The sequence below is a fragment of the Rhodobacteraceae bacterium LMO-JJ12 genome, from assembly GCA_021555075.1.
Classification (GTDB): domain Bacteria; phylum Pseudomonadota; class Alphaproteobacteria; order Rhodobacterales; family Rhodobacteraceae; genus JAKGBX01.
Map to the genome: position 1 here is coordinate 501807 of JAKGBX010000002.1, position 13060 is coordinate 514866.

Annotated in this window: 13 protein-coding genes; 9 read left to right on the plus strand and 4 right to left on the minus strand. The window is 60.0% G+C overall.

Annotation, left to right across the window (positions count from 1 at the left end):
• Positions 1 to 10: 10 nt before the first annotated feature.
• The gene (locus LZG00_14445) at positions 11 to 673 is read right to left on the minus strand and encodes an HAD-IA family hydrolase (protein ID MCF3595192.1); all 663 of its coding nucleotides are present in this window, start codon (positions 671 to 673) and stop codon (positions 11 to 13) included.
• Positions 670 to 1449 carry an IclR family transcriptional regulator gene (locus LZG00_14450; protein MCF3595193.1) on the minus strand — a complete coding sequence of 260 codons (780 nt, stop codon included), beginning with the start codon at positions 1447 to 1449 and terminating at the stop codon, positions 670 to 672. The genes LZG00_14445 and LZG00_14450 overlap by 4 nt, the downstream gene beginning before the upstream one ends.
• 167 nt (positions 1450 to 1616) lie before the next feature.
• Between LZG00_14450 and LZG00_14455 the strand changes: the two genes are divergently transcribed.
• From LZG00_14455 to recO, 8 genes are all read left to right on the plus strand, one after another.
• Positions 1617 to 2558: a tripartite tricarboxylate transporter substrate binding protein gene (locus LZG00_14455; protein MCF3595194.1), complete on the plus strand. Its 942-nt coding sequence runs from the start codon at positions 1617 to 1619 to the stop codon at positions 2556 to 2558.
• A 75-nt stretch (positions 2559 to 2633) separates the two neighbouring features.
• Entirely contained in the window at positions 2634 to 3164 is a 531-nt protein-coding gene (locus LZG00_14460; GenBank protein MCF3595195.1) for a tripartite tricarboxylate transporter TctB family protein, read from the plus strand.
• Between the two features lie 7 nt (positions 3165 to 3171).
• Complete coding sequence (locus LZG00_14465; protein ID MCF3595196.1) at positions 3172 to 4659, plus strand: tripartite tricarboxylate transporter permease; 1488 nt, start codon at positions 3172 to 3174, stop codon at positions 4657 to 4659.
• Complete coding sequence (locus LZG00_14470) at positions 4656 to 6140, plus strand: aldehyde dehydrogenase (GenBank protein ID MCF3595197.1); 1485 nt, start codon at positions 4656 to 4658, stop codon at positions 6138 to 6140. The genes LZG00_14465 and LZG00_14470 overlap by 4 nt, the downstream gene beginning before the upstream one ends.
• A gap of 123 nt (positions 6141 to 6263) precedes the next feature.
• Positions 6264 to 7526 (plus strand): aminotransferase class III-fold pyridoxal phosphate-dependent enzyme, encoded by a 1263-nt coding sequence (locus LZG00_14475; GenBank protein ID MCF3595198.1) that lies wholly within the window; start codon positions 6264 to 6266, stop codon positions 7524 to 7526.
• A complete protein-coding gene (locus LZG00_14480; protein MCF3595199.1) occupies positions 7495 to 8475 on the plus strand; it encodes a phosphotransferase in 981 nt (326 codons plus the stop codon). Before LZG00_14475 ends, LZG00_14480 begins: the two co-directional genes overlap by 32 nt.
• Positions 8476 to 8477: 2 nt before the next feature.
• A complete protein-coding gene (locus LZG00_14485) occupies positions 8478 to 9743 on the plus strand; it encodes a Tm-1-like ATP-binding domain-containing protein (protein MCF3595200.1) in 1266 nt (421 codons plus the stop codon).
• A gap of 87 nt (positions 9744 to 9830) precedes the next feature.
• Positions 9831 to 10559 (plus strand): DNA repair protein RecO, encoded by a 729-nt coding sequence (gene recO, locus LZG00_14490; protein ID MCF3595201.1) that lies wholly within the window; start codon positions 9831 to 9833, stop codon positions 10557 to 10559.
• On the opposite strand, the gene LZG00_14495 is transcribed toward recO, so the two are convergent.
• Together LZG00_14495 and LZG00_14500 are read right to left on the minus strand one after the other, a co-directional pair.
• Positions 10540 to 10938, minus strand: coding sequence for an META domain-containing protein (locus LZG00_14495; GenBank protein MCF3595202.1), 399 nt, complete (start codon positions 10936 to 10938; stop codon positions 10540 to 10542). The two genes, recO and LZG00_14495, sit on opposite strands and share 20 nt — an antisense overlap.
• Positions 10935 to 11453, minus strand: a complete 519-nt coding sequence (locus LZG00_14500; GenBank protein ID MCF3595203.1) for a TetR/AcrR family transcriptional regulator — start codon at positions 11451 to 11453, stop codon at positions 10935 to 10937. The genes LZG00_14495 and LZG00_14500 overlap by 4 nt, the downstream gene beginning before the upstream one ends.
• Before the next feature lie 122 nt (positions 11454 to 11575).
• Between LZG00_14500 and glpK the strand changes: the two genes are divergently transcribed.
• On the plus strand, positions 11576 to 13057 hold the full coding sequence (glpK, locus tag LZG00_14505; protein ID MCF3595204.1) for a glycerol kinase GlpK: 1482 nt from the start codon (positions 11576 to 11578) through the stop codon (positions 13055 to 13057).
• The last annotated feature ends 3 nt before the right edge of the window (positions 13058 to 13060 follow it).

A 13060-nucleotide genomic window follows, 5' to 3' on the forward strand; every position in this document is an offset into this window, starting at 1 on the left:
CTCCTTGGAATTAGTTGATGCCAAGCTGGCGCAGAGCCTGGGCATAGCTGTCGCCCGGATGGGCCACGTTGAAGTGAACGCAGGGCAGGCCAATGGCCTTGGCACCGGCGATGTTGCGGAGTTGATCGTCGACAAAGACGCAGGCCTCTGCGGGCAGGCCGAGTTGGTCGAGCGTGTCGGAATAGGCGCGCGGATCGGGTTTGAGGATGCCGGTGTGGGTGGCATCGACGATCACTTCAAAATCGGCGAGGAACGGCAGTTTTTCGCGAAAATCGGCGCCATAGAAGAGATCTAGTTCGTTCGAGAGGATGGCGAGACGGATGCCGTGGTCTTGGCAGGTGGCAATGGTTTCGCGAAATTCAGGGCGGATCACGGCGTCGGGGTCGGCACCACGGGCGGCGCGCACGAACTGGCTCATCTCGCTCCAGTGCTGGCCCAAGAGCGCTCCGACCTCGCGGGTGCGTTCAAGCCAGTAGGCGCGCTCTGATATCTGGTCGGCTTGCATCCGCTGCCAGAGCGTGTCGTTTTCGGGGTCGAACGGACCATGCCAATCGAGCGAACCGATGGGCAGGCCGAGGGCGCGTTCGGTGAGATCATGGGTTTCAAACAGCGTACGGCTGATCACGCCACCGAAATCGAGGATCAGAGCGCGGGATGGTGATTGGATGCTCATGTCGCGGCCTCGCGTGGGAAATCCGATGGGGGAAAGCCGCCCAGAAGGCGGGTGAGGCGCAGGGCATGATGGCGTAATTCACGCTGAATCAACGCCTTGTGGCCGGGTGTCATGCGGGCGGTGGGCGCGGCGACGGCGATGGCGCCGATGACCTGAGCGGCGGCGTCGAAAACCGGCATGCCATGGGAATGCACATCATCCTCGAAGCCGCCGATGCTTTGGGCCATGCCGCTATTGCGGATCGGGGTGAGGCTGGCGCGTAGCTTGTCGGTGTCGGTGACGGTATGGAGGGTGCGTTTTTCCAGCGGCGCAGAAAGTGCTGCATCGACGAAATCGGGCGAAGAATAGGCCAGGACGGCGAGACCGGAACTTGTGGCGTGCAACACGAGAACTTCGGCGTCTTCCATGGTGACACGGGTGCCGTGATGGGGCGAGTAGGAATAGGCGGTGGTTGTCAGTTGGCCGTTTTGCAGCAGCGAGAAATGGGCAGTTTCATGGGTGGCAGCGGAAAGATCGCAGAGTACCTGTTGCGCCAGATCGCGCAGCGGAACGGCTGCTTCGCGCAGGGCGGCGAGGCGCAGGAAAGCAGGGCCGAGACGATATTCGCGCGCTGTATCGGTCTGTTCGACGAATCCCTGGCTCTGTAGTTCGCTGAGGTGGCGATGCACCGTGGCCTTGTTCAACCCCGACAGGCGCGCCATCTCGCTTAGCCCGATGGTGCTGCGGGAGCGATTGAAAAAATCAAGCAATGACAAAGCTTTGGATACGGTTCCCATGGGGATGGCAGGGCCTTTCACAATATCGGGCGTAACCGCGTGCTGCGGCAATGTAACTTCACTTACTAAAATTCTTGACAGACTCGGAGCCGCTCTGTCAATCTGTTTTAGAACCGATGGTTTGAATAATGAACCGGCCACGAAAGGCCGTAGTCAGGGAGAACGACATGACAATGAAAAAGCTTCTGGGCGGGGCACTGACCCTTTCGATGGTGGCAATGGGGGGGGCGGCGCTGGCCGATTACCCGGAGAAGCCAGTGAATTTTATCGTGCCGTTCCCGCCGGGTGATCTGGAAGATGTGCTGACCCGGATGATCGCCGATGATTTCCAGAAGGAATATGGTGTGCCGGCGGCTGTGGTGAACAAGCCGGGCGGCGGCGGTGGGCCGTTCCCTGGGGCGATTGATGTCGCGACTGCGCCAGCAGATGGTTACACGATCGGGTCGTTCGTGGTTGACGTGCCGGTTGTCGGGCATCAGATCGGGATTGACGAGTTGACGCCAGAGAAATTTGAACCACTTGGTATCTTTCTGACCTACCCGTTCGTGATCGCCACGTCGGGCGATGCGCCCTATTCCAACATGGAAGAGCTGGCGGCTTATGCCAAGGAAAACGATGTGGCGCTGGGCCATTTCGGCGACCCGCTGAACCCGACGCAGGTGACCAAGGCGATGGCTGTGAACATGGGTTTTGAATGGGGCAGCGACGCGGCGTTTGATGCGCTGGATTGCAATACGCTGGCCAGTGGGGATGCGGATGTGATCAACACCACGCTGCAACTGATCCTGCCTTGTCTCGATCAGGTGAAAGTGCTGGTGGCGATCACGGATGAGCGCATTCCGCTGGTGCCGGATGCGCCCACGGCAGGCGAGGTTGATCCCACTTTGGATATCTCGCTGTGGAATGGTCTGTTTGTGACCAAGGATACGCCGCAGGACGCACGCGACAAGATCATCGCTGTGGCCGAGAAAACCATGATGAGCGAGCGCGCGCAGGCGTTTGCCAAGGAAACCGGCGCGCAGGTCTATTGGATGAACGCGCAGGATAGCGTTGCGCGGATCGCCAGGGATATCGAGACGGTTGCGCGTATCACAAGCTTGCTTGAATAATCGACGCAACATCGGGGCCGGGCAGGAGACCTGCCCGGTCTCTTTGCGTCTGGTCCCTTCAGGAGCCGTTCACAGATGAGTAGTGAAGACGAACGCAAGTTCAGAAGGCCGATCCGGGGGCAGCTTTTGTTTGCGCTGGTATTCCTTGCGGCGTCGCTTTTCCTGTTGAGCCAGTTGGGTGAAGAGACCAAATGGATCAAACGCACCAAGCTATTCGCCCAACCGAGATTTTGGCCGGCTGTGGCGGTGGGCGGGATGCTGCTGTTTTCGGCGTTGCATCTGTGGCGCTTGCCGCGCAAGTGGCTGGTTCTGACCGATTTCGTGGAGTGGAAAATCTGGTTCTTCGCCATCGAATGGGTCTTGTGGTTTCTTGTCTATGTCATGGTGGTGCCGATTGTCGGATATCTGCCGACAACTGTGGTGTTTGTTCTGCTCATGACGTGGCGGGTGGGGTATCGCGAGCGCAAGATGATGGTGATCTCGGTGGGCTTTGCCGTGGCGGTCGTGGTGTTGTTCAAGATGTTCTTGCAGGTGAAAATTCCCGGCGGCGCATTTTATGAATATTTGCCGGGCGCGTTGCGTTCTTTCTTTATCATGAATTTCTGAGGCGGGTATGGAGCTATTCTTTTCAGCCCTCGACATTCTGGCGCGCTGGGATGTGATTCTGGCGCTTCTGGTGGGGTCGCTCGGGGGTGTTCTGATCGGGGCGATTCCCGGGGTTGGTCCGGCTGTGGCCATCGCCATTCTGTTGCCTGCGACTTTTAGCATGGACCCGATTGTCGGGCTGACCGTGCTATTGGGAATCTATGGCAGCTCGATGTATGGCGGAGCGATTCCGGCGATCTTGATCAACACGCCGGGCACGGCGGTGAATGCGCTGACCACTTATGACGGATACCCGTTGACCCAGAAGGGCGAGGCGCGACGCGCGCTTTCGCTGGCCTATTCCGCGTCGTTCTTTGGCGGCGTCTTTTCGGTCGTCTGTCTGATCCTGCTGGCGCCGGTTCTGGCCAAGATAGCGCCGATGTTTGGCAGCCGGGAGATTTTCCTGGCGGCTCTGCTGGGGTTGATCATGGTAGTGATTGCACATCGCGGGCAGGCTTTGATTGCGGCTGCATTGGCGTGTTTCGGGATATTCCTGAACACGATTGGGTTGGAGCCGGTGAAATATTCCAAACGCTACACTTTTGATCAAAGCTGGCTGAGCAGTGGTGTGGATCTGATCGTGGTGGTTTTGGGGTTGTTTGCGATTTCGCAGGCAATTTTCCTACTTCAGGGCGAGGATGAGAAGGTTCGCCTGGCCAAGCTGAAGGGTGGGTTGTTTCAGGGCATGAAGGAGCTTAGCCGCCACCCGAGGGTGGCAGCCGTTTCGGCCTCGTTTGGGGTACTGATGGGGATGATCCCCGGCGTGGGCGAGTTTACGGCGCAATTTCTGAGCTATACCTATGCGCAGCGTACGTCGAAAAAGCCCGAGGAATTCGGCCATGGATCGCCCGAGGGGCTGATCGCGGCGGAGACATCGAATAACGCGGTGCCGGCGGCTGCGATGGTTCCGTTGCTGGCGTTGGGCATTCCGGGCGAGGCGCTGACGGCGATGATGCTAAGCGTGTTTTACGTGCATAACGTGGTGCCTGGGCCGCAGCTTTTCCAGAATGATATGCCGTTTGTCGTGGCGCTCTATCTGGCGCTATTGATGCTTAACCTGCTGGTTCTGGTGTTTTTGCTGTTTGCTTCGGGGCAGTTGATCAAGGTGGTGAAAATACCCAATCGGTTCTTGGGGGTGTGTATTTTGACGCTGAGTTTTGTTGGCGTCTATAGCTTGCGCAACTCGTTTACTGATTGCCTGATTGCCGCCTGTTTCGGGGTGTTTGGCTTTGTGCTCAAGCGGCTTGATCTGCCTGCGGTGCCGATTGTGCTGGGCATGGTTCTGGGCGGAATCATGGAGGTGAAACTTCGCGCAGGTATGGCACGGGTGAAGACACCGTTTGATTTCATTGATCGCCCGGTGGCGATGATCCTGTTCTTGATGATTATTGGCGTTTTGGCCCTGCACATCCGCTTTGTGCTGGGGGAGCGGCGCAAACGCAAGGAGACCAAATGACAAATCAAGTGAGCATTGACACGCTGCGAAATAGAGATGTTCCGGCTCAAAGATTATTGATCGACGGAGAGTGGCAGGCGGGGTCGGGAGAGTCGCTCGAAATTCGTTCGCCGATTGACGGGGGACGCCTGACGACGATCGAGCGGGCAACGCCGGAAGATGTGGCGCGTGCCACGGGTGCGGCGCGTCGGGCGTTTGATGATGGGCGTTGGTCGCGGATGGCCCCGGCTCAGCGCAAGAAGGTGATGCACAAGATTGCCGATATCATCGAGGAACGTGCGCTTGAGTTGACGGTGCTCGGGGTGCGCGACAATGGCACCGAGTTCAACATGGCACTGAAGGCCGAGGCGGGATCGGCGGCGGGGACGTTTCGCTATTACGCCGAGGCGCTAGACAAGATCTATGGCGAAGTGGCGCCGACGGCATCGGATGTTTTGGGGCTTGTACATCGGGGGCCTGTTGGGGTGGTCGGGGCGATTGTGCCGTGGAACTTCCCTTTGATGATCGGGTCATGGAAGCTAGCCCCGGCTCTGGCGGCGGGCAATTCGGTGGTGTTGAAACCGGCAGAGACGGCATCGCTCTCGCTGTTGAAGCTGGCGGAGTATTGCGCCGAGGCCGGGTTGCCTGATGGGGTTTTGAACGTGGTGACGGGGCAAGGCTCGGTCACGGGTGAGGCGTTGGCTTTGTCGATGGATGTGGGTGTGTTGGTTTTCACCGGGTCGGGCGGTGTTGGGCGGCGGTTGCTGGAATATTCGGCGCGCTCGAATTTGAAGCGGACCTATCTGGAGCTTGGGGGAAAGTCGCCCAACATCGTGTTTGCCGATGCGCCCGATCTGGAACATGCGGCGAAGGTGTCGGCGCATGGAATTTTCCGCAATTCGGGGCAGGTTTGTGTGGCCGGGTCGCGGTTATTGGTGGAGCGGTCGGTGCATGATGAGTTTGTTGAGGCTGTGGCGCGTCATGCAAAGGCGTTGAAAGTGGGTAATCCGCTGGATCTGAGCAATCAGGTGGGGGCGGTGAATTCTCTGGTGCAGTTGGAAGGCAACCTTGGGTTTGTTGAGGGCGCGACGGCTGAGGGGGCCGAGATTGCGCTGGGCGGTAGCCGTATTCTGGAGAGCACGGGCGGGTATTATATGGAGCCGACCGTATTGACCGGGGTGAAGCGAGAAGACCGAGTGTTTCAGCAGGAGGTGTTCGGGCCAGTTCTGGCAGTGACGGCGTTTGACAGTGAGGAGGAGGCGCTGAGCCTTGCCAATGCGACTGATTTCGGGTTGGCGGCGGGCGTGTGGACCGGGAATTTGAGCAGGGCGCACAAGATGGTTGCGGGCATACGCGCCGGGGTGGTGCATGTGAACACCTATGGCGGGGCCGATAATACGGTGCCTTTGGGCGGCGTGAAGCAATCGGGGAATGGCCATGACAAGTCGCTTCATGCGATGGAGAAATACATGGATTTGAAAACGGCTTGGATACAGTTGTGAGCGAGACAATCACATCTTCTGCCCGGCGGCACCGCCGGGCAGCGTCCGACCCGCCCCATGGGCGGGCGCTTCTCGCCCACCCCGGTTCGGGCGCTGCCCTTTTCACAGTGAGCGGAGACAGATATGAGCGAGACACTCCTTGAGCGCCGCGAGCGTCTACTTGGGCCGCGATTGACGACGTTTTATGACGAGCCTGTGCATCTGGTGCGGGGGTTGGGCACAAAACTCTGGGACGTGGACGGGCGCGAATACCTCGATTGCTATAATAACGTGCCGCATGTGGGGCATTGCCATCCGAAGGTGGTGGAGGCGATCTGTCGCCAAGCTGGAACGCTGAACACGCATACGCGGTATCTGCATGAGGGAATCGTGAATTATGCCGAGGCGTTGACCGCCACATTTGCTGATCCGCTGAATGCGATGATGTTTACCTGTACCGGCTCGGAAGCCAATGACATTGCGCTGCGCATGGCGCGGGCGGTGACGGGTAAACGCGGGGTGATTGCGACTGATCACACTTATCATGGCAACACGATGGCAGTGGCGCAGCTGAGTTGCACCAACCCGCCGCCGGATCGGTGGGATAGCGTGGAGTTTGTGCCGGCGCCGGACAGCTATCGCCCGATTTCGGGAGAGGAATGGGCGCAGGAGGTTGAGGCGGCGATTGAGCGGTTGAAGGCAAAGGGGTATGGCCTTTCGGCGCTGGTCCTTGACCCGTTTTTTGCCAATGAGGGGTTTCCCGATTTGGCCAAGGGTTGGGTGCGGCCTGCGATCGAGGCGGTGCGCCGCGCGGGAGGTGTGATCATCGCCGATGAAGTCCAGCCGGGATTTGGCCGGTTGGGCACGCATTTTTGGGGGCATGAGAAAGCCGGATTTCTGCCCGACATTGTGAGTCTGGGCAAGCCGATGGGCAACGGGCATCCTGTGGCGGGGGTGGTGACGAGCCGCGCCACGATGGCGGCGTTTCGCGAGACGTTTCGCTATTTCAACACCTTTGGAGGCAATCCGGTGAGCATGGCGGCGGCGCAAGCCGTTCTGGAGGTGATCCGCGAGGAAGGCTTGCAGGAGAATGCACGCGAGGTCGGGGACTATGCCCGCGAGGGGCTGCGTGAATTGGCGGGGCGGCATGAGGTGATCGGCGATGTGCGCGGGTCGGGGCTGTTTTTCGGGGCCGAGTTGGTGTTGGACCGGGAGAGCAAGACACCGGCGACTGACTATACCAAGCAGGTTGCCAATGCGCTGCGCGACAAGGGAGTCTTGATGAATTTTCTTGGGGTGCATTACAACGTGTTGAAAATACGCCCGCCGATGGTGTTTTCGCGCGGTGATGCCGACCGGATGCTAAGTGCTGTCGATGAGGCGCTGGGCGAGGTGCGGCTTGCTTGAGGCGGCAAGAGAAGCTGCCAGGTTTTGGGGGCTGGGGGACGCGCCGATAGAATTGGCGGCGCGGCGCGAAAATGTGGTGTTTCGGGTCGCGGCGCCGCGAGGCGATCTGGCGCTGAGGTTTCACCGGCTGGGATATCGTGACGAATTCCAGCTGACTTCGGAATTGCAATGGATGGCGGCGCTGGCCAATGGCGGATTGCGGGTGCCGGCGCCTGTCGCAGCCAGTTCGGGTGCGCTGATCCAGCGGCAGGGCGATTACATGGTTGATATGCTGGAGTGGTTGCCGGGGCGGCCATTGGGCAAGGCCGGAGAGATGCAGGGGATTGCCGACAGGGCGGAGTTTTGCCGGGGCTTGGGCGGTGTGATGGCAAAGCTGCACGGGATTTCGGATGAATGGCCGCGACCGATGGGGTTTGCGCGCCCTGCCTGGGACCGGGCGGGGCTTGTGGGTGAGAAGCCGCTCTGGGGGCGGTTCTGGGAGCATCCGGGGCTGACGGCTGAGGAACGTGCGCTGTTGCTTCTGGTGCGTAAGCGGGCAGATAGAGCGCTGGCCGAGATCGAGGCAAGTGCGGATTTCGGGCTGATCCATGCGGATTTGATAAGCGAGAACATCCTTTACGACGAAACACACCCGGAAGATCGGGTGGCGCTGATCGACTTTGATGACGGTGGTTTTGGGTTTCGCGATTTCGAGATGGCGACGTTTTTGCTGCGCTTTAGCGAGGCCGAGGATTACCCGGAACTGCGTGCGGCACTCTGCGAAGGCTATCGTGAGCGGCGCAGGGTCAGGCCGGAGCAGTTGGATCTGTTCATATTGCTGCGCGCGCTGACGTATCCGGGATGGATTATGGAGCGGCTGGGGGAGCCGGGGAGCGAGGAACGCTCGAAACGGGCGATTGCCACGGCACTTAGAGAGGCGCGCCGGTGGCTGGAGGGTACGGGAGGATGACGATGGCGGATGACAAGACGATCCTTGTGGTGGGGACGTATGACACCAAGGATGATGAGTTGGGCTATCTGGCCGAGCGTATTCGAGGGCAGGGCGGCAAGGTTTTGTCGATGGATGTGAGTGTGCTGGGCGATCCATCGAGACCGACGGATTATTCCAAGCATGAAGTGGCGCGAGAGGGGGGATCAAGTATCACCGCCGCCATCGAGACCGGCGATGAAAACCACGCGATGCAGATCATGGCGGCCGGGGCTTCGGGATTGGCTTTGCGGCTCTATCGGGCGGGCGAGATTGACGGGGTGATCGTTCTTGGCGGGTCGATGGGCACTGATTTGGCGCTGGATGTTTGTGCGGCGCTGCCGTTGGGGGTGCCAAAATACGTCGTCTCAACTGTGTCGTTTTCCGCGATGTTGCCACCCGAGCGGATGGCGCCGGATATTCAGATGATTCTCTGGGCCGGCGGGCTTTTTGGGCTGAATTCGGTCTGCAAGGCGTCACTCAGCCAGGCGGCGGGAGCGGTTCTGGGCGCGGCGCGGGCGGTGGAGAAACCGACGCGGGATCGCCCGTTGATCGGGATGACTTCGTTCGGCAAGACGGTGCTGCGCTATATGGTGACGCTGAAACCGGCGCTGGAAGAGCGCGGTTTCGAGGTGGCGGTGTTTCATGCCACGGGGATGGGTGGACGTGCCTTTGAGGGGTTGGCGGCAGAAGGGGCATTTGCGGCGGTGATGGATTTTGCGCCGCAGGAGGTTTCCAACCATCTCTTCGGCTCGGGAATTACGGCGGGGCCGGATCGGATGACCAATGCCGGGGCGCTGGCGATTCCGCAACTGGTGGCACCTGGGTGTTACGATCTAGTAGATTTTGTAGGCTGGCAAGCACCGCCCGAGCGCCTGAAAGACAGGCCGATCCACGCACATAACCGGCTTTTGACCTCGGCTATGCTGGATGCGGATGAGCGGCGCGAAGTCGCGCAGGCGATCTGTGACAAGCTGGGCAGGGCCAAAGGGCCGGTGGAGTTCTTGTTGCCGACGCGGGGCTGTAACGAGTGGGACCGCGCGGGTGGTGAACTGCATGACGCGGATGCGTTGGCGGTGTTTTGCGAAGAAATGCAAAGCGCCTGTCCAGAGAATGTGACCCTGAGCCGGTTGGATTGTCATATCAACGACCCGGAGTTCAGTGCCGCGGCCCTGGCCGTATTTGACCGCTGGATCGAAGACGGAGTGGTTTCGCCAGCAAGCGGAGAGTCCCGGCGCGGTACCATTTGACCCTGAGACGGGAATAAGTGGAAACGCGGCGCAAGACGGGATGAACTCGTGATTCAAATCTATCCCGAAACGCTTTAGGTTGAGCGTATGGAATGGCGGGATCAGGGCATACTTCTGGGGGTGACGCGGCATGGAGAAACCAGCGCCATCATCGACGTGTTTACCGAAAACCACGGACGCCACGCAGGTGTAGTGCGCGGCGGCACCAGCCGGAAAATCGCGCCGATCCTGCAGCCAGGTGCGCAGCTTGATGTGGTATGGCGGGCGCGGTTGGAGGATCATCTTGGCAGCTATCAAGTCGAGCCGATCCGATCGCGCGCGGCGGCGGCTATGGGATCGCGGCTGGCGCTGGCGGGGCTGAATGCGGTGAGCGGTGTTCTGAGTTTTTGTCTGCCCGAACGCGAAGGGCATGGCGGGCTTTACCGGCGCACTGAACAGCTGATGGATCTGTTGGGCGAGGATGCGCTCTGGCCGCTGGCGTATCTGCGATGGGAATTGGCGCTATTGGATGAGATGGGCTTTGGGCTGGATCTTACGCGCTGTGCGGCGACGGGTGCGCGCGAGGGGCTGCTTTATGTCTCGCCCAAGACCGGGCGGGCGGTGTCGGCGAAAGGTGCGGGAGATTGGGCCGACCGGCTGTTACCCTTGCCGCCCGTGATGTTGGGCGAGGGTGATGCGCCAGACAGTGAGATCGCACAAGGGTTTGAAACAACAGGATACTTTCTTCGTCACAAACTTGCACAGGAATTGGTGCACAAGCCGTTGCCGGAAGCACGCCAGCGGTTTGTTGATCAGTTCAATCGGGGGCTTGGATAAGGCGAAACACCAGGCTTTGATTAGAGCCATCCGTCAGGATCAGATGGTCGGAACCGGCTTCGGCGTGGGTCATGCTCTCAAGCAACTGTAAATAGGTGTGTTCGAGCGAAAGATCAGGGCAGGCGCGCCGGGTGGCGGCGATGCGCCCGGCCTTGAACCACGGGTAGTCGCCCCACATTGCACCGAAATAGCGATTGCAGGGCGCTTCCCCGGCCAGCTTGCCAGGTTCAGGGAACGTGAGCGTGACGCGCGCCGTGAAAGGCGTGTTATTCATCTCGATGAGCTGCCAGACATGGCCGGGAGCGTCAAACGGCGCGTGGTTGTCATGTGCGTGCAAGGGGGATGCAGCAAGCAAGCCGGCGAACAGAGCGCGTTTCATCGCAGCGCCAACACGAGATCGATCAAAGTGCTTAGCACAGCGTGATCCTTGGTCGGGTCATCCTCTGCCAGCGTGGCGAGACCGACCGCACAGGCATAGAGTCCGCGGGGGATTTCGGGGTTGGATATTCCGACATCTTGCAAAAGCGCAGCTGTGGCCGCGAGTCTGAGCTTGTCGATCTCGGAAAGTTCGGCGGCGGCGGCGGGATTGCTACGCGCCCAGGCCCGCATGGCGGCTTCTGCCTGTGCCGGGCTTCCGACCGCCTGCAAGCTCTCGGCAATAGGCGCATCGCTTTCCAGCACACCGACGAGCGTACTGGCGGCGCGGCGTTTCCATGTCTGGGCGAGATCTGAATGAAATTCGCCCAAATCTTTGAAATGCCAATAGAATGAACCCTTGGTCGCCCCCAGTTCCCGCGCCAGAGGTTCGGCTTTGAGCGCCAATGGACCATTCTTCTCGAGGGCGAGAATCCCGGCGTCTATCCAGCTTTCTGGGGAAAGGCGTGTGTTTTCCATCGCTCAACCATACGCTAACGTATTGCCCTTTGCAATCGCAGCATTTATTTCAATCCGGTCTTGCAACAAATGCGTGATGCGCGGATGATCTCGACGCTGTACAACCATTCAGGAGAGCCGTTTTGGGATATATCCTTGCCATCGACCAAGGCACCACATCGAGCCGCGCCATCCTGTTTGATGAGGACATGCATATCAAGTCGGTGGGGCAGGAGGAATTTCAGCAGCATTTTCCGCAGTCCGGTTGGGTAGAGCATGACCCGGAGGAATTGTGGCAAACCACTTTGCGATCCATAGAAAGTGCTGTGGCGCAGGCCGCGATAGAGGCGCGAGAAATCGCTGGCATCGGGATCACCAATCAGCGGGAGACCACGATTGTCTGGGACAGGATAACGGGGGCGCCGATTTACAATGCGATCGTCTGGCAGGATCGGCGCACCGCCGAGTATTGTCGGCGGTTGCGAGAGGCGGGGCACGAAGAGATGATCCGCGCCCGCACCGGTCTGCTGCTCGATCCGTATTTTTCGGGCACCAAGTTGGCGTGGATTCTCGACAATGTAGAGGGTGCGCGCGCCCGGGCCGAGGCGGGTGATCTGGCGTTTGGCACGGTTGACAGTTGGCTGATCTGGAGGCTGACCGAAGGGCGGGTGCACGCCACGGATGCGACCAATGCATCGCGAACGTTGCTTTACAATATTGTTGAAGGGACGTGGGACGGCGAACTCTGCGCGCTATTGGATGTGCCGATGGCGATGCTGCCAGAAGTGCGCGATTGCGCCGGAGACTTCGGAACAACAGAGGTTCTGGGCACGCCGTTGCCTATTCTTGGGGTGGCCGGGGATCAGCAGGCGGCAGCCATTGGACAGGCCTGTTTCCAGTCAGGAATGATGAAGTCGACCTATGGGACGGGGTGTTTTGCGTTGCTCAACACCGGAGGCGAATTGGTGATGTCGCAAAACCGATTGTTGAGCACTGTTGCTTATCAACTGGATGGCAAGGTGACTTATGCTCTGGAGGGGTCGATCTTTATCGCCGGAGCGGTTGTGCAATGGTTGCGCGACGGGCTGAAGATTGTTTCGGCTGCGACTGAAACGCAAACGTTGGCCGAGGCGGCGGATCCGCAGCAGGACGTGATATTGGTGCCGGCGTTTACCGGGCTTGGTGCGCCTTATTGGGATGCCGAGTGTCGCGGGGCGATGTTCGGGTTGACCCGGGCCACCGGGCCGGCCGAGATTGCGCGCGCGGCGTTGGAAAGCGTAGGGTTTCAGACCGCGGATCTGCATCGTGCGATGCTGGAAGACTGGCCCGGCGCGGGGAGCGGGACGGTTTTGCGAGTTGATGGTGGCATGGCGTCCAGCGACTGGACCATGCAGTTTCTGGCAGACATCCTGGGGGCGCCGGTGGATCGCCCGGTGATCACCGAAACCACGGCTCTGGGGGCGGCGTGGTTGGCGGGGATGAAGGCGGGGATCTACCCCGAACGCGCGGCCTTCGCCGATAGCTGGGCGCTGGAGCGGCGTTTCATGCCCCGACTGGAGGAGGATGCCCGCGCCAAGCGTCAAGCGCGTTGGCAAGATGCCGTGGCGCGGACACTGTCGCGTTAGGCA

Coding starts and splice junctions, on each gene's coding strand:
- LZG00_14445 (MCF3595192.1), bottom strand. CDS start 673: ATGAGCATCCAATCACCATCCCGCGCTCTGATCCTCGATTTCGGTGGC.
- LZG00_14450 (MCF3595193.1), bottom strand. CDS start 1,449: ATGGGAACCGTATCCAAAGCTTTGTCATTGCTTGATTTTTTCAATCGC.
- LZG00_14455 (MCF3595194.1), top strand. CDS start 1,617: ATGACAATGAAAAAGCTTCTGGGCGGGGCACTGACCCTTTCGATGGTG.
- LZG00_14460 (MCF3595195.1), top strand. CDS start 2,634: ATGAGTAGTGAAGACGAACGCAAGTTCAGAAGGCCGATCCGGGGGCAG.
- LZG00_14465 (MCF3595196.1), top strand. CDS start 3,172: ATGGAGCTATTCTTTTCAGCCCTCGACATTCTGGCGCGCTGGGATGTG.
- LZG00_14470 (MCF3595197.1), top strand. CDS start 4,656: ATGACAAATCAAGTGAGCATTGACACGCTGCGAAATAGAGATGTTCCG.
- LZG00_14475 (MCF3595198.1), top strand. CDS start 6,264: ATGAGCGAGACACTCCTTGAGCGCCGCGAGCGTCTACTTGGGCCGCGA.
- LZG00_14480 (MCF3595199.1), top strand. CDS start 7,495: ATGAGGCGCTGGGCGAGGTGCGGCTTGCTTGAGGCGGCAAGAGAAGCT.
- LZG00_14485 (MCF3595200.1), top strand. CDS start 8,478: ATGGCGGATGACAAGACGATCCTTGTGGTGGGGACGTATGACACCAAG.
- recO (MCF3595201.1), top strand. CDS start 9,831: ATGGAATGGCGGGATCAGGGCATACTTCTGGGGGTGACGCGGCATGGA.
- LZG00_14495 (MCF3595202.1), bottom strand. CDS start 10,938: ATGAAACGCGCTCTGTTCGCCGGCTTGCTTGCTGCATCCCCCTTGCAC.
- LZG00_14500 (MCF3595203.1), bottom strand. CDS start 11,453: ATGGAAAACACACGCCTTTCCCCAGAAAGCTGGATAGACGCCGGGATT.